The sequence below is a fragment of the Pseudomonas sp. NLJ1 genome, from assembly GCF_049486705.1.
GTDB classification, from domain to species: domain Bacteria; phylum Pseudomonadota; class Gammaproteobacteria; order Pseudomonadales; family Pseudomonadaceae; genus Aquipseudomonas; species Aquipseudomonas inefficax.
In genome coordinates this window covers 1,994,373-2,012,736 of the sequence record NZ_CP137735.1, presented here as the reverse complement: position 1 = coordinate 2,012,736, position 18,364 = coordinate 1,994,373, and the positions used below count along the sequence as shown (strand labels likewise).

Genomic DNA, 18,364 nt, shown 5'->3' with positions numbered 1-18,364 from the left:
GGGCCAGACCTGCTAGTAGAAGTTACTCAGCATCCAGATGCATCGGCGTCACCACCCGCCCATCGCTCTCGGCCTGGCCCAGGCTGGTATCGATGAAGTACACCCGGTCATCTTCCAGCTGGCCCTTGTCGACCAGGTAATCCTTGATGCTGCTGGCCCGCTCCTGGCCAAGTGTACGCAGCAGCGCGGTACTTTCGGCCCAGGACTTGATCACCGCCTCGCGCAGCTTGGCGGTGCGCTCGTCGCGGCCCAGTTGCTCCCACTCGGCAGGCGGTTGCTGTTTCAGGCGGTTACGGTAGATGCCTTCGAGCATCGCCGGTTTGTCGCTGTCGTCGACCACCAGCATCGACGCATTGGCCGGTACTTTGTCGCCGCGACGCTGCAGGATCTTGTACCAGGTGGCCTGGTACTCACGCTCCAGGCGCTGCTGGGCGATCAATGGGCCGTCGCTGGCCTGGGCGCTGGTGCCTTCGATTTCCAGGCGCAGTTCCGGGCGTTCCTTCAAGGCCGACGCCAGCTTGTCCAGCGATGCCTGGGCGTCGCCATTGAGCTCGCTGGAGCCCGGGGCGAAGGACACATTGCCCAGGTCTTCCGAGCCACCGCCGGCAACCAGCCCGCCAATGAACTTGAACGGTGCCTGCGCCGCACGCAACACCAGATTGCGCAGGGTTTGCCAGACGATCGGCATCACGCTGAACTGCGGGTTGTTGAGGTCGCCCGACACCGGCAGCTCGATCGAGATCTTGCCTTCGGTATCCTTCAGCAGCGCCACCGCCAGGCGGATCGGCAGGTCTACTGCGTCCGGGCTGTCGACCTTCTCGCCCAACTGCAACTGCTCTACCACTACCTTGTTCTCGGCCTTCAGCTGGCCATTGGTGATCAGGTAGTGCAGGTCGAGGTTGAGCCGGCCCTTGCGGATACGGAAGCCGGCGAACTTGCCAGAGTAGGGGGTGAGCGTGGTCAGCTCGACCCGCTTGAAGCTGGTGGCGATATCCAGGCTGGCCAGCGGATTGAACGGGTTCAGGGCGCCTTTGATGGTGACCGGCGCATAGCGGTCGACCTTGCCCTTGACGTCGACCTTGGCCGGCACCGGCTTGCGGTTGTCGATGGTGCCGACCCGGCCGTTGAGCTGCTGGATGGCGGTGGCGAAGTTGGGTGTGAGGGACAGGTCGGCGAAGTTGGCCGAGCCGTCGTTGATGTCGATCTGGCCGATGTGGATACCCAGCGGCTTGTCATTGCTGGCCGCGGTCGGCTTCGCCTGGCTGCTCGCCGGGGCGTCGGCCGGCTGCGGGATCAGCAGGTCATTGATGTTGGTGGTGCGGTCTTCGTTGATGATGAAGCGTGCATAGGGTTGCAGCAGTGTCACCTTGTCGATCGACAGCGCATCGCCGTGAACGTAGGACAGGCCGTCGACGTTCACCTGCTGCCATTTGACGAAGTCGCGGCTCTTGATGGTGTCGAGGGTGTGCAGCTGGCTGACCTGGGCCTTGCCGGTGACGCTGAAGGCCAGCGGTGCGGTGTTCTTCAGATCGACCTTGAGATCGCTGGCGAGCATGCCGCTGCGCAGCTCCAGCAGGATGAACGGGCTGATATAGGCCTGGGCCACCCGCAGGTCGATGTCGCGGCTGCTTACGTCCAGCTTGGCCCAGATGGGCGCCAGGTTGACCTGGCCGGCAGCCTGCAGTTTGCCTTGCTTGCCCACGCCAGTATCGAGCTTGAGGGTGAAGGGCGACTTGTTGAGGCTGTCGAAACCTTGCAGGTCGGCATTGAGCGGGCCGACATCGAGGGCCACTGGCTCCTTCTGGGTACGGTCTGCCAGGTGCACCAGGTAGTTACGCAGCTGCACATCCTTGAGCAGTACCTGCCAAGGTTTGCTCGGCTCCTTGACGGCTTGCTGTTCTGGCGTGGGCTCGGCGGTGGCTGGTTCGGCCTTTTCCTTCGGCGTGGCCTTGGCCGGCTGGCTGGCGAACAGCTTCTGCCAGTCGAGTTGGCCGTCCTTTTCCAGCGCGGCCCAGGTTTCAAGTTTTTCGCTACGGATCTTGCCCACGGTGACCAGCTGCTTGACCAGGTCGACCGAGGTTTCGCTCACTTCCAGGCTGGCCAGGCGCGCCAGCGGGCGGCCATCCGGGGCCTTGATGGCGAACGGTGCAATGCGCACCGACGCGTTGTCCAGCAGTAGCTCGGTCTGCTTGGCGAGGTTGAGCTTGTAATGAGTGTCAAGGCTGACCACGCCGTCTTCCAGCACCAGTGGTACCGCATCGCGCACGTAGGGCCAGAATGCCTTCATCCTGCCTTCGGTGATTTTCAGTGTGCCTTCAGAGGCGATCGGCGCCAGGCTCAGCGTGCCTTTCCAGTCGATGCGCCCGCCGTTGGGGCCGATGGCCACCAGGGCCATGTCGGCATTGTCGTTGGGCAGGGTGCTGAGGTTCTTCAACTCCAGGTTCATGTTGTCGTAGAGGAACTCGATCGGCTCGCTCGGGCGCAGGTCCTCGAAGTGCAGATAGCCGTCGCTGAGCTTGATGCTGCCGATGCGTAGCGGGAACGGGTCGCTGGGCGGCTCGTCAGGCTTGGCTTCGCTGGCTGGCAGCTTGAACAGGCGGGTCAGGTTGAGAGTACCGTCCTTGGCGAACAGCACTTCGTTGCGTGGCTTGACCAGTTCCACAGCGTCCAGGTGCAAGGCGCCGCTCCACAGGCTGTCGAGCGAGAGGTTGGCGTAAAGCCGATCGAAGCCGACCTGCTCCTTGCCCGGCTCGCCGATCTGCAGGCCCCACAGCGTCAGCTCGAGGCTGAAGGGGTTGAGCTCGATCCGTTCGAGGTGGGCAGGTACGGTTGCGTACTGGGCCAACTGCTGATTGGCGATGCGCAGCGCGACACCGGGAAGAACGAGAAAGCCGAGAAGGCTGTAGAGGGCTACCAAGGCCAGCAGTGCGCCAGCGGCGCGAGTCAATCCTTTGTACATGTGTCGCTTCGTCTGTCTAAGCAGGAGAGCTTGGAGTATGGCACGTTAAATCAGTTCCGCTGAGGCGACCATTCGACTTCATTCGATGCCCATGCGCCGTTTGGCACGGTGCGCCGAGCCGTCACGCATCGCCCAGCGCAGTACTGGCGCGGTGCGTTGCAGGCCCAGGCGGATCATGCGCCGCTGCAACGGGCCGTGCTGTAGCCCAAGCATGGCCTGGGCCCAGCCCGGCAGCAGGTCGATACCGGCATGCAGCATCAGCTTGCCCACCGGCTGTGCCAGGCGGCTGGGAGCGGGGGCATCGAGCAGGATGCCGACCACCTCATGGCTGCGTGCGTCGCAGTGCAACTGTGGGCGCATGCGCTGCAGGAAGTCCTCGACCTGCTGGCATGAGCGCGGCACGTCGCGGGCGCCAAGGCGCTCGGCAATCAATGCGATTTCTGCGTAGTAGGCATCCTGCTCGGCGCGCGCAAGCTGCGGGTTGCGGTAACGCAGGTGGGCGGCGAGGAAGCTGCTGACTTCCGCCACATGCACCCAGGTCAGCAGGTCCGGGTCGCTGGCCGCATACGGGCGGCCATCCGGCGCGGTGCCGGTCACCTGCAGGTGGATGGTGCGCACCTTGTCGATCAGCCACTCGGCATCGCGGGTGGCGCCGAAGGTGGTGCCGGAGATGAATTGGCTGGTACGGCGCAGGCGGCCGAGCAAGTCTTCACGGAAGTTGGAATGGTCCCACACCCCGGCCAGGGCCAGCGGGTGCAGCAACTGCAGCATGAGGGCACTGATGCCGCCGACCAGCATGCTCGGGAAGTCGCCATGTACCCGCCAGCTGATGCTGTGCGGGCCGAACAGGCCCGGGTCGCCCTTGGGCGACTCCAGGTCGAGCTGGCCGAGGGCCAGCCCGGTAAGGCTCATGACCTGGGTTTCGATGCGGCGGCGAAGGGCTTCCATGGCGACCTGTGGTTCAGGGCGGCCATGAACAGCAGCCGCCGGTTACTGGTTGAGGCGTTTGTCGATCAGGCCCTGCACCACGCTGGGGTCGGCCAGGGTCGAGGTATCGCCCAGGTTGTCCAGCTCGTTGCAGGCGATCTTGCGCAGTATACGCCGCATGATCTTGCCTGAGCGTGTCTTGGGCAATGCCGGGGCCCACTGGATCAGCTCGGGCTTGGCGAAACTGCCGATTTCCTTGCTGACCAGGGCCAGCAACTCGGCTTTGAGCGCGTCGTCCGGCGTTACTCCATTCATGGGCGTGACGAAGGCGTAAACGCCTTGGCCCTTGAGGTCGTGGGGGTAACCGACCACCGCCGCTTCGGCGACACTGTCATGCAGTACCAGCGCGCTTTCCACTTCGGCGGTACCGATGCGGTGGCCGGAAACGTTGATCACGTCGTCGATACGCCCGGTGATCCAGTAGTCGCCATCGGCGTCGCGGCGGGCGCCGTCGCCGGTGAAGTAATAGCCGGGCATCGGTTTGAAATAGGTGTCGACCATGCGCTGATGGTCGCCGTAGACGCTGCGGATCTGCCCTGGCCAACTGGCCTTGATCGCCAGGAGGCCGGCGCCGGGGCCTTCGATGAGTTTGCCCTTTTCGTCCAGCAGCACGGGTTGCACGCCGAACATGGGCTGGGTGGCACAGCCGGGCTTGAGCGACTGCGAGCCGGGCAGCGGGGTGAGCATGATGCCGCCGGTTTCGGTCTGCCACCAGGTATCGACGATGGGGCAGCGCTTTTGCCCGACTTCCTCGAAATACCACTCCCAGGCTTCGGGGTTGATCGGCTCGCCGACGCTGCCCAGCAGGCGCAGGCTCTGGCGTGAAGTGCTCTGCAGTGGCGCGGAGCCTTCGCGCATCAGCGCGCGCAGGGCGGTTGGGGCGGTGTAGAAGATGTTTACCTGGTGCTTGTCCACCACCTGCCAGAAACGTGAGGTGTCCGGGTAGTTGGGCACGCCTTCGAACATCAGCGAGATCGCGCCATTGGCCAGCGGGCCGTAGACAATGTAGCTGTGGCCGGTGACCCAGCCGACATCGGCGGTGCACCAGAACACCTCGCCGTCACGGTAGTCGAACACCACCTTGAAAGTGAGGGTGGCCTGTAGCAGGTAGCCGCCGGTGGTGTGCAGCACGCCCTTGGGTTTGCCTGTGCTGCCGGAGGTATAGAGGATGAACAGCGGGTCTTCGGCGCCCATCGGCTCGGGAACGCAGTCGTCGCCGGCCTTTTCCGTCGCCTCGTGGTACCAGAGGTCACGGTCTTCGGCCCAGGTGACCTCGCCGCCGGTGCGGCGCACCACGAATACGCTGCTGACCGCAGGGCAGCTGGCCAGGGCCTTGTCGACGTTCTGTTTCAGCGGGATACGTTTGCCGCCGCGCACGCCTTCATCGGCGGTGATCACCGTGCGGCAGTCGGCATCGAGGATACGGTCGCGCAGGGCGTCGGGCGAAAAGCCGCCGAACACCACCGAGTGAATGGCACCGATGCGGGTGCAGGCAAGCATGGCGAAGGCGGCCTCGGGGATCATCGGCATGTAGATGCACACCCGGTCGCCTTTCTTCACCCCGCGTGCTTTCAGTGCATTGGCCAGGCGGCAGACCTGACGGTGCAGTTCGCGGTAGGAGATGGCCTTGGAGTCCTTGGGATCATCGCCTTCCCACAGCAGGGCGGTCTGTTCGCCGCGTCGGGCCAGGTGGCGGTCGATGCAGTTGTAGCTGACGTTGAGCTGGGCGCCGTCGAACCAGCGGGCGTTGCCGGTCTTCAGGTCGCATTGCTGCACGCTCGACCAAGGCTTGATCCAGTCCAGGCGCTTGGCCTGTTCGGCCCAGAAGGTGTCGGGGTCATCCACCGACTGGCGGTAGAGGCGGCGGTACTCGTCGGGGGTGAGGGCGGCGGACTGGCTGACGGCCAGGGCCTGGGGGTAGTTGCGGATATCGAACATGGCGGGTGGTCCTGCTCTTGTAAGGGGCGATGGACTGCAACGGCTATTCGATAGGACAGTGTAGCTGGGAGAGGTGTTCAACCTGTACCGGCCCCTTCGCGGGTAAACCCGCTCCCACAGGTACTGTACAGCTCTCAAGAACTGTGCGATCCCTGTGGGAGCGGGTTTACCCGCGAAGAGGCTGGTGCAGGTTTCAGGTTACCCGCGGTGACGGCCGCGGAAGTAGTTGATCAGGCCTTGGGTGGAGCCGTCTTCGGCGCTGTCTTCCAGGCTGCCGACCAGGCGTTGGTAAACGCCCTTGCCCAGCTCCTTGCCCAGCTCCACGCCCCACTGGTCGAAGGCGTTGATGCCCCAGATCACGCTCTGTACGAAGACCTTGTGCTCGTACATCGCCACCAGCGCGCCCAGGCGGCGCGGGCTGATGCGCTCCACCACCAGGGTGTTGCTCGGGCGGTTGCCCGGGATCACCTTGTGCGGTGCCAGCTTCTCGATGTCCGCTTCGTTCAGGCCTTTCCCACGCAGCTCTGCTTCGGCTTCTTCGCGGGTTTTGCCCAGCATCAGCGCCTGGCTCTGCGACAGGCAGTTGGCGTACAGCCACTGATGATGGTCAGCCACCGGGTTGAAGCTCACCACCGGCACGATGAAGTCGGCCGGAATCAGCTGGGTGCCCTGGTGCAGTAGCTGGTGGTAGGCATGCTGGCCGTTGCAGCCGACGCCGCCCCAGATCACCGGGCCGGTGTCGGTTTTCACCGGGGTGCCGTCCTGCAGCACGCTCTTGCCGTTGGACTCCATGTCCAGCTGTTGCAGGTGCTTGGTAATGTTGCGCAGGTAGTGGTCGTACGGCAGGATCGCGTGGCTGCTGGCGCCCCAGAAGTTGCCGTACCACACGCCCAGCAGGGCCAGCAGCACCGGCATGTTCTTTTCGAACGGCGCGGTCTGGAAGTGCTGGTCCATGGTGTAGGCGCCGGACAGCAGTTCCTTGAAGTTGGCGGTACCGATGGCCAGGGCGATCGGCAGGCCGATGGCCGACCACAGCGAGTAACGCCCGCCTACCCAGTCCCACATCGGGAAGATGTTTTCTTCGCGGATGCCGAAGGCCACGGCGGCGGCCTTGTTGCTGGAAACGGCGATGAAGTGGCGGTACAGCTCGGCTTCCGAGCCGCCTTGGGCCAGGTACCAGGTACGCGCGGCCATGGCATTCTTCAGGGTCTCGAGGGTGTTGAACGATTTCGACGAGACGATGAACAGCGTGGTTTCGGCGCGCAGGTTGGCTGACAGCTCGTGGAACTCACTGCCGTCGATGTTCGCCAGGTAGTGGCAGCGCACACCGCGCTGGGCATAGGGCAGCAGCGCCTCGGAGACCAGCTCGGGGCCGAGGAACGAGCCACCGATACCGATGTTGACCACATCGGTGATCGGTTTTTCGCTGTAGCCGCGCCACAGTCCGTCGTGGATACGGCCGACCAGTTCGGTGATCTGGTTGAGCACCTTGTGTACTTCCGGCATGACGTTCACGCCGTTGACGCTGAGCTTGTCGCCTACCGGCCGGCGCAGGGCGGTGTGCAGCACCGGGCGGCCTTCGGAGGCGTTGATGATTTCGCCGGCGAACATCGACTTGATGGCGTCCTGCAAGCCCACTTCGTTGGCCAGGTTCACCAGCAGGTCGCGGCTTTGTTCAGTGATCAGGTTTTTCGAATAGTCGAGGAACAGGCCACAGGAGCTCAGGGAGAACTGGTCGAAGCGCTTGGCATCGGCGGCGAACGCTTCGCGCATGCTGAAGCCTTGCATGGCGTCGCGGTGTTGCTGGAGCGCCTGCCAGGCGGGCAGGGCCGTGACATCGTGGGGTGTACGGTAATACGCCATTGCGCGGGGTTCCCTTGGTGCGTGGTGAGACCTTGGACACGGCACTCATTGCCGGGTTCAGGCTGGCACCATTATAGGCAAAGGCCACTTGCAGGGAATGGGTATGGCGGGGATTTTGGGGGGCGCTTTGCGCCCCATTCGCAGCACAAGGCTGCTCCTGCAGGAGATAGTATTCCTCTGTAGGAGCAGCCTTGTGCTGCGAATGGGCTGCAAAGCAGCCCCGGCCATTACGCGGTCTTCTCTTCCACATGCAGGTACAGGTTGTCGATCAACCGTGTGTTACCCAGGTAAGCCGCCGCTAAAACCACCAGGTCTCGATCATCGATCACTGCCGGGCGCAGGCTCACGGCATGACGCACTTCCAGGTAATCCGGGCGGAAACCAGCGGCGGTCAACTGCGCCTGGCCTTCGGCAACCAGCGCGGCAAAGTCCCGTTGGCCACGGCCGATGCCAGCAGCGATATGCTGCAGCGTGCGATACAACGCTGGCGCCGCAGCACGTTGCTCAGGCGTGAGGTAACCATTGCGCGACGACAGCGCCAGGCCATCCTCGGCCCGCACGGTGGGTTCGCCGATGATCTGGATTGGCATGTTCAGGTCGCGCACCATGGCGCGAATTACCGCCAGCTGCTGGAAGTCCTTTTCGCCGAACACGGCAAGGTCAGGCTGGACCATGTTGAACAGCTTGTTGACCACGGTGGCCACGCCTTCGAAATGCCCGGGCCGGCTGGCGCCGCACAGGCCTTCGGAAAGATGGGGTACGCTGACCCGGGTTTGCACGTTCATGCCGTCGGGGTACATCTCTTCGACGCTGGGCGCGAACAGCAGATTGCAGCCTGCCTGGAGCAGGCGCTCCTGGTCGGCGACCAGGGTGCGCGGGTACTTGTCGAGGTCTTCGTTGACGCCGAACTGCAGCGGGTTGACGAAGATGCTGGCGACCACGAAATCGGCGCGCTGCGTAGCCTTGGTCACCAGGGCGGCATGGCCGCTGTGCAGGTTGCCCATGGTCGGCACGAAGCCGATGCGCTTGCCTTCACCGCGGGCTCGGGCGACTGCGGCGCGCAGTTCGCGGACGGTCTTGACTGTGTTCATGCGTTGAATCCGTGTTCACTCGCCGGGAAAGTGACTGCCTTGACTGCCTGGACGTAGGCGGTGAGGGCGCTCTGGATGTCTGGTTGGCCAGCCATGAAGTTCTTCACGAACTTCGGTACCCGACCGCTCAACGACAGCCCGAGCATGTCATGCAGCACCAGAACTTGGCCGTCGGTAGCACTTCCCGCCCCAATACCGATCACCGGGATGCCCACGGCATTGGTGATTTCCGCGGCCAGTTCGCTGGGCACGCACTCGAGCAGCAGCATTGCCGCACCGGCCTGTTCCAGGGTGATGGCGTCGGCGCGCATCTGCCGGGCCTGGGCTTCCTGGCGGCCCTGGACCTTGTAGCCACCCAGCACGTTGACAGTTTGCGGGGTCAGGCCCATGTGCGCGCATACCGGCACACCACGCTCGGCCAGCAGGCGGATGGTCTCGGCCAGCCAGGCAGCGCCTTCGATCTTGATCATGTGGGCGCCGGCCTGCATCAGTGTGGCGCTGTTGGCGAAGGCCTGCTCCGGGGTGGCATGCGCCATGAACGGCAGGTCGGCGAGGATCAGCGCGCCGTCGTTGCCACGTTTGACGCTGGCCGTATGGTAAGCCATGTCCGCGGTGGTTACCGGCAGTGTGCTGTCGTGGCCTTGCAGGACCATGCCCAGCGAGTCGCCCACCAGCAACACTTCGACACCGGCCTGGCTGGCGGCCTTGGCGAAGGTCGCGTCGTAGCAGGTCAGCATGGTGATTTTTTCACCCTTGGCCTTGAGGCCATTGAGGGTGGTCAGGGTTACTTCAGGCATGTAGGAAATTCCTCGTTCAGGCGCTGTAAGAAACGACTGCATTCAACGCGTGTAGTCATCTTCCGGAGCGGCACATCATCGCGCGTGATGTTCGGGCACAGGTCCGTCCGGGCCTAAATACGGGTATGCGGCACTTTGGTGCCACACGGGACGCCTATAGTCGTGAGCGAGGTGGGGGAAGTCAATGACCCTGTTACCGCATTGTTACGATCAGGGTGTTACTGGCGTTACCGCGCCAGTGCGCAAGGCTGGAACGCCCGGTTTACAGGCGTTCCAGGCCGACGAACGGGCAGTCGGCGAGCAGTTGCGCGAGGGCGCGACCATCGGCCAGGCGGAAATCGCCCGGTACCAGTTCTGCCAGCGGGTACAGCACGAAAGGCCGGGCATGCATGTGGTAATGCGGCACTTTCAGGCGTGGCTCGTCGAGCACCTGGTCGCCGAACAGCAGGATGTCCAGGTCCAGTGTGCGCGGGCCCCAGCGCTCCTTGCGCACGCGGCCCTGTTCGTTCTCGATGGCCTGCAGGGCATCGAGCAGGGCCAGCGGCGCCAGGGCGGTGTCCAGGGCTGCGACGGCGTTGGTGTAGCGCGGCTGGCCGGGCAGCAGCGAATCGCTGGTATACAGCGCCGAGGCCGCCACCAGGCGCGTGGCCTCGACTTGGTCGAGGGCGTGCAAGGCGCTGCGCAACTGTTCGGCAGGTGCGTCCAGGTTGCTGCCCAGGCCGATATAGGCGCGGGTGTTCACTCGAACGCCTCGTCGCCACTGCGCTTGCGTTTGCCACCGCTGCGCTTGCGTTTGCGCGGGCCGGCGCCGGTGCCTTCGTCACGGCTGCCCAGTTCGCGGATCATTTCGCGGCGCTCGCTGTCGTTGGCATCCTGGTAGTCGGTCCACCATTGGCCAAGGTCGTCGGTTTCTTCGCCGGCGCTTTCCCGCAGCAGCAGGAAGTCGTAGCCGGCGCGGAAGCGCGGGTTGTCCAGCAGCATGTCGGCGCGCTTGCCGCTGCGGCGTGGCAGGCGCTCCTGCATGTCCCAGATCTCGCGGATCGGCAGGGTGAAGCGCTTGGGGATGGCGATGCGTGCGCATTGCTCGGCGATCAGGTCGTGGGCCGCACCGTTCATGGCGGGGATCGGCGGCACGCCCTGGTTCTGCAGGTGCAGCACGCGGGCGGGCAGGGCTGGCCACAGCAGCGCGGCGAAGAGGAAGGCCGGGGTTACCGGTTTGCCTTGCTTCACGCGCAGGTCGGTGTTGTTCAGCGCCTGACTGATCAGCGTGTGGGTATAAGTCGGGCGCTCGTCCAGGGCATGCGAACTGGCCGGGAACAGCGGCTCGAACAACTGCAGGTCGACCAGCATTTCGAAGACCATGGCGCCCTGGCCGGAGAGGAACAGCTTGAGGCTCTCTTCGAACAGGCGCGCTGGCGGAATCTCGCGCAGCATCGGGGCCAGCTCGCGGATCGGCTGGACGGTGTGCTTTTCGATGCCGAAGTCGAGCTTGGCGGCGAAGCGCACCGCGCGCAGCATGCGCACCGGGTCTTCCTGATAGCGGTGGGTAGGGTCACCGATCAGACGCAGCAGGCGGTTGCGGATATCGTGCACGCCGTTGGCGTAGTCGAGGATGCGCTCGCTGACCGGGTCGTAGTACAGGGCGTTGATGGTGAAGTCGCGACGTTGCGCGTCTTCTTCCAGGGTGCCGTACACGTTGTCACGCAGGATGCGGCCACTGGCATTGTGCGACGAACGGTGGCTGTCGCCCTGGTCGTCTTCCGAGTGGTGGGCGCGGAAGGTGGCGACCTCGATGATCTCACGGCCGAAATGCACGTGGACCAGCTTGAAGCGGCGGCCAATGATGCGCGCGTTGCGGAACTCGGCGCGGACCTGTTCGGGGGTGGCGCTGGTGGCGACGTCGAAGTCTTTCGGCGTGATGCCCAGCATCAGGTCGCGGACACATCCACCGACCAGGTAAGCCTGGTAACCGGCGCTCTGCAGGCGTTCCACGATGTTCACCGCATGGCGGCTGAACTGGTGGCGTTGCAGCGAGTGCTGGCTCTTGTTGATCACCTCAGGCGTGGTGCGCCTGTGGTGCGGGCCCGGTACGGGCGGGCGGAACGACTGGAACAGCTTCTTCAGCATGGGATGCACTGTTTGAAGGAATGTTCGGCCAAGAATAGGAGAATGGCCGCATGATGGGCGGGGATTCTAGCATTTACTCAAGGAATGGTGTAGGCGGGTAGCAGGATGCCTGCCGGAAGGGTAGAAACGACAAGGGGAGCCTAAGCTCCCCAAGAAGTCGTTGCGTGCTCTTATTGTTTTTCTGCTGGGCTTCTTGTTTTTGTTGAGTGCCCTGTCCACAAATCTCGAAGCTTGTGGACGACCCCCAAGCCAGGGGTTAAGAGCAAACGGATTGCTTTGGTCGCTGATGTCACGTTGATCTGTCGATCCAACCAGTTCAGGCGCTGCTTTTTAGTGCAGTTTTTATTGTTCTCTGCCTGGTTGTGGGGCAAGCCCCAAACACGCATCCTCTCCAAAAGAATCAGTTAGCTGCGCCTCCGCCGTCTTGTTTTTATTGTGCGTGAGCCGTTTCGTCTTGTTCTTATTCTGAGTTGCAGTGCTTGTTATTGTTCTTGTACCAGACATATAGCAGGTGCCGTGCCAACTTTTGCAAACCCAGTAAAATCAAGGACTTGGAGGGGGCTAGCAGTTTTTCAGCGGTCGAAAATGTCGAAATTTCGTTACCGTACGCCTCGGGAACTGTTACGGCGGAAAGCTTGGGTAACAGATTTTTGCGGGGGCTGATGTGTTACCTGGGGTGTGTGCGCTGGCTTTGCCGGCCCTTTCGCGGGCATGCCCGCTCCCACAGGTACTTCACCCTCTCCGAGGGGAGTAATACCTGTGGGAGCGGGTTTACCCGCGAAAGGGCCGGGGAGGCTGTGTAGAGAAGGGGCAGGAGGAACCTCCCGCCCCGGCAGATCGCTTATTCGCTGGTAGCGTTGCTCTTGCGCCGCGGGATGCCCAGGCGCTGGCGGCGTTCCCACAGGCACTTGCGGCTGACCCCGAGCTTGCGAGCCAGCTCGGTTTCGGTCATGTGGTCCTGGTGTTCGAGCACGAAGTGCTGGAAGTAGTCCTCCAGCGACAGGTCCTCTGTCGGCTCATGGCTGGCATTCGTCGCACTGGCCACGACCAAGGCGTTGTCGAGGATTTCATCATCCTCCAGGTCACTCAGCTCGATGTCGATGCCCAGCAGGTCGGCGGAAATTTCTGCGCTCTCGCTGAGGATCACTGCACGCTCCACGGCGTTTTCCAGTTCGCGCACGTTACCCGGCCAGCTGTAGTGACGGATGGCTTGCTCGGCTTCGGCCGAGAAGTGCAGGTCGTCGCGGCCGATGCGCGCGCTCTGGCGGGCGAGGAAGGCGCTGGCGATCTCGTTGACGTCGCTGCCGCGCTCGCGCAGGGCAGGCAGTTTCAGGGCGATCACATGCAGGCGGTAATACAGGTCTTCACGGAACTGGCCGGCCTTGGCCAGGTTCTTCAGGTCACGGTGGGTCGCGGCGATCAGGCGTACATCGACCTTTTGCGACTGTACCGAACCCACCCGGCGAATCTCGCCTTCCTGCAGCACGCGCAACAGGCGGGCCTGGGCTTCCAGCGGCAGTTCGCCGATTTCGTCGAGGAACAGGGTACCGCCATCGGCAGCTTCCACCAGGCCGGCGCGCCCGGCGCTGGCGCCGGTGAACGCGCCTTTCTCGTGGCCGAACAGTTCGGACTCGATCAGTGTCTCGGGGATGGCCGCGCAGTTCACCGAAATCATCGGCGCCTTGGCCCGGCGCGACAGGTTGTGCAGAGCGCGTGCAACCAGCTCTTTACCGGTGCCCGACTCGCCCTGGATCAGCACGTTGGAGTCGGTGGGCGCGACCTTGCGGATCTTGCTGTACATATCCTGCATCGGCGGGCACGAGCCGATGATGCCGATTTCGCCATTGGCGGCTGCCGCGCTGCCTTTGTCGGCCGGGGCGGCCTTGCCGTTGGTGGCCCGTGGCTCGGCCGCTGGAGCAGCAGCCGGGGCGTTCTGGCGGTCACGCAGGATACGCGCCACCGCTTGCAGCATCTCGTCATGGTCGAATGGCTTGGCGATGTAGTCCACCGCGCCCATTTTCATCGAGTCTACTGCCGAGCGCAGGCTGGCGTAGCTGGTCATGATCAGCACCGGGGTGCCTTGGCCGAGCTTGATCAGTTCGGTGCCGGGCGCGCCTGGCAGGCGCAGGTCGCTGACGATCAGGTCGAAGGTGGCAATGCTGAAGCGTTCCTGGGCTTCCTGCACCGAGCCGGCTTCGCTGACCTGGTACTGGTTCCGTTCGAGCAGGCGACGCAAGGCCGAGCGGATGATGGTTTCGTCTTCGACGATCAGAATGTGCGGCATTGATTCAATTCTCTCGACGGTCTCGAATTTCAGGGGACGTCGCTACGACATGCCGGGGCAGGGTCACGCGGATCCGGGTGCCACGTTGCCGTTCGATATCGGCCGGGCTGTCGATGGTGATTTGCCCATAATGCTCTTCCACGATGGAATAGACCAGAGCGAGCCCCAGTCCGGTTCCTTCGCCCGGGTCCTTGGTGGTGAAGAAGGGTTCGAACAGGCGGTCCATGATGCTCTTCGGGATCCCGCTGCCCTCATCCTCGACGATCAGGTCGACGGTGTGTTCGCTGACTTCGCTGCGCACGCGTACGGCGCTACCGGGCGGTGAGGCGTCGCGGGCGTTGGAGAGCAGGTTGATCAGCACCTGGGCCAGGCGCTGCGGGTCCCCTTCGGCCCAGTGCTCCGGGTCGCAGAGGTTGAAGAACTGTACTTCGAAATTGCGCCGGTTCAACGCCAGCAGACCGATGGCATCCTGCGCCACTTCGGCCAGGCATACCGGCTCTTCGCTGTTCTGGTGGCTGCCGCCGGCATGGGCGAAGCTCATCAGCGACTGGACGATACGTGATACCCGCTTGGTCTGTTCGAGAATCTGGCTGGACAGCTCGATGATTTCGCCATCGCCCTCACGCTCCTCGCGCAGGTTCTGCGCCAGGCAGGCGATGCCGGTGATCGGGTTGCCGATCTCGTGGGCCACCCCGGCGGCCAGGCGGCCGATGCTGGCCAGGCGTTCGGAGTGCACCAGCTTGTCTTCCAGCGCCTGGGTTTCGGTAAGGTCCTCTACCAGCAACACCAGGCCGCTGTTACCCGGGGCCAGCGGCTCGTCGATGGCCGCCTTGTGCAGGTTCAGCCAGCGCGGCTGGCCGTCCAGCGCCAGGCGCTGCTTGTGCAGGTGCTCGTCGGGCACATTGATGAAACCTTGCAACAGGCCGCGCCAAGGTTCGCTGATGGTAACCAGGCGTGAGCCGACCACGTGCTTGGCGGCGATGCCGGTGAGCTCTTCCATGGCTTTGTTCCACATCAGGATTTCCTGGTCCTTGGCCAGCGAGCAGACGCCCATGGGCAGCTCCTGCAGGGTCTGGCGGTGGTAGCGGCGCAGGGCGTCGAGCTCGGCGGCCAGGCCAGTCAGGCGCGAGTGGTAGTCTTCCAGGCGGCTTTCGATGAAGTGGATGTCCTCGGTCACGTAGTTTTCGTTACCGGACTTGTACGGCAGGAAGGTCTCGACCATGTCCTGGGCCACGCTCGGCCCCATCAGGCCGGACAGGTTGGCCTCGATGCGGTCGCGCAGCCGACGCAAGGCATAGGGGCGGCGCTCGTCGAAAGGCAGGTAGAGGTCACGCAGGGCCTGTTCCACTTCCTTCTGTGCAGCCTTGGCGCCCAGCGGCTTGGCCAGCTGGGTGGCGAACTCCTGTGGCGAGGCGGCGTGCAGCTCGCGGCGTTGCGGGCGGCGCACGTTGTCCACCGCGCAGGCTTCGGCGGCGCTTACTTCTTCGGTACTGGCGTTGGTGAATAGCGAGATCAGGGTGAACAACAGCACGTTGGCCGCCAGCGAGGCGATGGCCGCCATGTGCCAGCTGGTGTCGTCCAGCACGTAGATCATGTCCAGCAGCGGGATGTAGAAGCCCTGCAGGTTGCCCAGCAGTGGCAGCAGCATGGTCACCATCCACACCAGGGTGCCCGCCAGCAAGCCGGCGATGAAGCCACGGCGGTTCGCAGTTGGCCAGTACAGAACCGACAGCACGCCCGGCAGGAACTGCAATGTGGCGACGAAGGCGACGATGCCAAGGTTGGCCAGGCTCTGGTGGTTGTTCTGGGTCAGGTAGAACATGAACCCGGCGGTGATGATGGCGACGATCAGCGCGCGGCGGGTCCACTTCAGCCAGCGGTAGATGTTGCCTTCGGCCGGCGGCTGGTACAGCGGCAGCACCAGGTGGTTCAGGGCCATGCCCGACAGCGCCAGGGTGGTGACGATGATCAGCCCGCTGGCGGCCGACAAGCCGCCGATGTAGGCCAACAGCGCCAGTGCCTGGTTGTTGGCGGCAAGCCCCAGGCCCAGGGTGAAGTACTCAGGGTTGGTGGTGGCGCCCAGGCGCAGGCCGGCCCACAGCACCAGCGGCACGGCCAGGCTCATCAGCAGCAGGAACAGCGGCAGGCCCCAGCTGGCGCTGACCAGCGAGCGCGGGTTGAGGTTTTCGGTGAAGGCCATGTGGTACATGTGCGGCATGACGATGGCCGAGGCGAAGAACACCAGCAGCAGGGTGCGCCATGGGCCTTCCTGCAGTGGCGTATGCAGAGCGGCCAGGGCGGTCTGGTTCTGCAGCAGCCACACTTCCAGCTCGTGCGGGCCGCCGAACACGCCATACAGGGCGTACAGGCCGATACCGCCCAGGGCAAGCAGCTTTATCACCGACTCGAAGGCGATGGCGAACACCAGCCCTTCGTGCTTTTCGCGTGTGGCGATGTGCCGCGAGCCGAAGAAGATGGTGAACAGGATGATCAGCGTACAGAAGGCGAAGGCAACCCGCGCCTTGACCGGCTCACCGGTGAGGATGCTTATCGAGTCGGCCACGGCCTGGATCTGCAGGGCCAGCAAGGGCAGCACGCCAATCAGCATGAAAATGGTGGTCAGCGCGCCGGCCCAGGTACTGCGGAAGCGGAATGCCAGCAGGTCCGCCAGCGATGACAGCTGGTAGGTGCGGGTAATCTTGAGGATCGGGTAGAGCAGCACCGGCGCCAGCAGGAACGCGCCGGACACCCCCAGATAACAGGCAAGGAAGCCGTAGCCGTACTGGTAGGCCAGGCCCACCGAGCCATAGAAGGCCCAGGCACTGGCGTACACGCCCAGCGACAGGGTGTAGGTGAGCGGGTGGCGAATGATCGAGCGCGGGATCAACCCCCGCTCGCTGATCCAGGCCACGCCGAACAGCACCATGAGGTACGCGGCGCTGATCAGGATCATCTGGGTCAGGCTAAAGCTCATCGGCATCTCGTTGGCTCTGCAGGATGAAGGTGACGACGATCAGGATCAGCCAGAGCAGGTAAGGGCGATACCAGGCTCCGGTCGGTTCGATCCACCAGTCCATGATGGCCGGGGAGAACAGGTAGATCCCCACGACCAGAAGCAGGACCAAACGATAGATGTACATGCTGGCCTCGATGGTTGGGCGCTGCGGGCTTGGACTTATTATTGGCGCAAATGGCTGGGGGGATGCTAGCGGGAATCCATGGTGTTCGCCAAGAGGTTGAATTTATTGGGCTTTTGTTTTTGCGGGGTGGGTTGCCTGTGCCGGCCTCTTCGCGGGTGAACCCGCTCCCACAGGTAATGCGCTTTCCTCAGGTTTGGTTAGGACCCTGTGGGAGCGGGTTTACCCGCGAAGGGGCCGGGCCTGCCTCAGCGCAAATCAGCCTCTGGCACCGTGGTCCGCTGTGCAATCGCCTCGGGCTTCCACTGCTTGCGAGCTACCGCCAGCACCTCAGCCGGCGTTGCCAGCAGCAACTCGGGGTCTGCCTCCTGCCCCAACGCCCGCAGCGCCCGCAGCAACAGCGGTGTCGCCTGGTCCGCCTGCAACGGCGGCGAGCGGTACGACTTGCCCAACTTGTGCCCGTCCGGCTGCACGATCAACGGGATATGCAGGTAGCGCGGCTGCGAAAAGCCCAGCAACTCTTGCAGGTACAGCTGGCGCGGGGTGTTGTCGAGCAGGTCGGCGCCACGCACGATGTCGGTAACACCTTGCCAGGCATCGTCCAGTACCACCGCCAGCTGGTAGGCATACAGCCCGTCGCGACGCTGAATGACGAAGTCGCCCACTTCACGCCCCAGGTGCTGCTGGAACTCGCCCTGCACGCGGTCGGTAAAGCGGTAGATCAGCTCCGGCACGCGCAGGCGGATCGCCGCGCCATTCCGAGCATGCCCGGCATTGCGGCAAAGCCCCGGGTAGATGCCGTTGTAACCCTCCAGCTGCTTGCGCGAGCACGTGCAGGCGTAGGCCAGGCCCATATTGAACAGGCGGTCGACGACCGCAGCATAGGCATCGTGCCGCTGGCTCTGGAACACCACTTCGCCGTCCCACTCCAGGCCGTAACGCTCCAGGGTCTGCAGGATGGCATCGCGGGCGCCGGGCATTTCCCGAGGCGGGTCGGTGTCTTCCATGCGCAGCAGCCAGCGGCCTTTCACGGCGCGGGCATCGAGCCAGGAGGCGAGGGCGGCGACCAGCGAGCCGAAGTGCAGGAAGCCGCTGGGGGTGGGGGCGAAACGCCCGATGTAGCTTGAGTCGGTCATGTTCAGGCTGGGCATATAAATGAAACGGGGCGCATGATGCGCCCC

The 18,364-nt window shown here is 63.9% G+C and carries 12 protein-coding genes; all 12 read right to left on the bottom strand.

Annotated elements, in window-relative coordinates; all coding sequences use genetic code 11:
- Nucleotides 1-22 precede the first annotated feature (22 nt).
- Nucleotides 23-2,959, bottom strand: a complete 2,937-nt coding sequence (locus R9B85_RS08990) for a DUF748 domain-containing protein (protein ID WP_215520447.1) — start codon at nt 2,957-2,959, stop codon at nt 23-25.
- Nucleotides 2,960-3,037: 78 nt separating this feature from the next.
- A complete protein-coding gene (locus tag R9B85_RS08985; RefSeq protein ID WP_112250027.1) occupies nt 3,038-3,907 on the bottom strand; it encodes an oxygenase MpaB family protein in 870 nt (289 codons plus the stop codon).
- Nucleotides 3,908-3,949: 42 nt separating this feature from the next.
- Entirely contained in the window at nt 3,950-5,884 is a 1,935-nt protein-coding gene (gene acs, locus R9B85_RS08980; protein ID WP_112250029.1) for an acetate--CoA ligase, read from the bottom strand.
- Nucleotides 5,885-6,082: 198 nt separating this feature from the next.
- Entirely contained in the window at nt 6,083-7,747 is a 1,665-nt protein-coding gene (pgi, locus tag R9B85_RS08975) for a glucose-6-phosphate isomerase (protein WP_112250031.1), read from the bottom strand.
- A gap of 227 nt (nt 7,748-7,974) precedes the next feature.
- A complete protein-coding gene (panC, locus tag R9B85_RS08970) occupies nt 7,975-8,838 on the bottom strand; it encodes a pantoate--beta-alanine ligase (protein WP_112250033.1) in 864 nt (287 codons plus the stop codon).
- Nucleotides 8,835-9,635 carry a 3-methyl-2-oxobutanoate hydroxymethyltransferase gene (panB, locus tag R9B85_RS08965; protein WP_112250035.1) on the bottom strand — a complete coding sequence of 267 codons (801 nt, stop codon included), beginning with the start codon at nt 9,633-9,635 and terminating at the stop codon, nt 8,835-8,837. Before panB ends, panC begins: the two co-directional genes overlap by 4 nt.
- Before the next feature lie 262 nt (nt 9,636-9,897).
- A complete protein-coding gene (gene folK, locus R9B85_RS08960; RefSeq protein WP_112250037.1) occupies nt 9,898-10,377 on the bottom strand; it encodes a 2-amino-4-hydroxy-6-hydroxymethyldihydropteridine diphosphokinase in 480 nt (159 codons plus the stop codon).
- On the bottom strand, nt 10,374-11,762 hold the full coding sequence (locus R9B85_RS08955; protein WP_112250039.1) for a polynucleotide adenylyltransferase PcnB: 1,389 nt from the start codon (nt 11,760-11,762) through the stop codon (nt 10,374-10,376). Before R9B85_RS08955 ends, folK begins: the two co-directional genes overlap by 4 nt.
- An 841-nt stretch (nt 11,763-12,603) precedes the next feature.
- Nucleotides 12,604-14,046: a sigma-54-dependent transcriptional regulator gene (locus R9B85_RS08950; protein WP_112250041.1), complete on the bottom strand. Its 1,443-nt coding sequence runs from the start codon at nt 14,044-14,046 to the stop codon at nt 12,604-12,606.
- 4 nt (nt 14,047-14,050) lie between these two features.
- Nucleotides 14,051-17,026 carry a sensor histidine kinase gene (locus R9B85_RS08945; RefSeq protein WP_181457301.1) on the bottom strand — a complete coding sequence of 992 codons (2,976 nt, stop codon included), beginning with the start codon at nt 17,024-17,026 and terminating at the stop codon, nt 14,051-14,053.
- Nucleotides 17,010-17,186 (bottom strand): hypothetical protein, encoded by a 177-nt coding sequence (locus tag R9B85_RS08940; RefSeq protein WP_003250005.1) that lies wholly within the window; start codon nt 17,184-17,186, stop codon nt 17,010-17,012. Before R9B85_RS08940 ends, R9B85_RS08945 begins: the two co-directional genes overlap by 17 nt.
- A 245-nt stretch (nt 17,187-17,431) precedes the next feature.
- Nucleotides 17,432-18,319 carry a tRNA glutamyl-Q(34) synthetase GluQRS gene (gene gluQRS, locus R9B85_RS08935; RefSeq protein WP_423770981.1) on the bottom strand — a complete coding sequence of 296 codons (888 nt, stop codon included), beginning with the start codon at nt 18,317-18,319 and terminating at the stop codon, nt 17,432-17,434.
- Nucleotides 18,320-18,364: the final 45 nt, after the last annotated feature.

What these genes read in the sequence shown, in the direction of transcription:
- pgi (WP_112250031.1), bottom strand. Translation starts at nt 7,747, where the DNA reads ATGGCGTATTACCGTACACCCCACGATGTCACGGCCCTGCCCGCCTGG.
- acs (WP_112250029.1), bottom strand. Translation starts at nt 5,884, where the DNA reads ATGTTCGATATCCGCAACTACCCCCAGGCCCTGGCCGTCAGCCAGTCC.
- R9B85_RS08945 (WP_181457301.1), bottom strand. Translation starts at nt 17,026, where the DNA reads ATGCCGATGAGCTTTAGCCTGACCCAGATGATCCTGATCAGCGCCGCG.
- panB (WP_112250035.1), bottom strand. Translation starts at nt 9,635, where the DNA reads ATGCCTGAAGTAACCCTGACCACCCTCAATGGCCTCAAGGCCAAGGGT.
- gluQRS (WP_423770981.1), bottom strand. Translation starts at nt 18,319, where the DNA reads ATGACCGACTCAAGCTACATCGGGCGTTTCGCCCCCACCCCCAGCGGC.
- panC (WP_112250033.1), bottom strand. Translation starts at nt 8,838, where the DNA reads ATGAACACAGTCAAGACCGTCCGCGAACTGCGCGCCGCAGTCGCCCGA.
- R9B85_RS08955 (WP_112250039.1), bottom strand. Translation starts at nt 11,762, where the DNA reads ATGCTGAAGAAGCTGTTCCAGTCGTTCCGCCCGCCCGTACCGGGCCCG.
- R9B85_RS08940 (WP_003250005.1), bottom strand. Translation starts at nt 17,186, where the DNA reads ATGTACATCTATCGTTTGGTCCTGCTTCTGGTCGTGGGGATCTACCTG.
- R9B85_RS08985 (WP_112250027.1), bottom strand. Translation starts at nt 3,907, where the DNA reads ATGGAAGCCCTTCGCCGCCGCATCGAAACCCAGGTCATGAGCCTTACC.
- R9B85_RS08990 (WP_215520447.1), bottom strand. Translation starts at nt 2,959, where the DNA reads ATGTACAAAGGATTGACTCGCGCCGCTGGCGCACTGCTGGCCTTGGTA.
- R9B85_RS08950 (WP_112250041.1), bottom strand. Translation starts at nt 14,046, where the DNA reads ATGCCGCACATTCTGATCGTCGAAGACGAAACCATCATCCGCTCGGCC.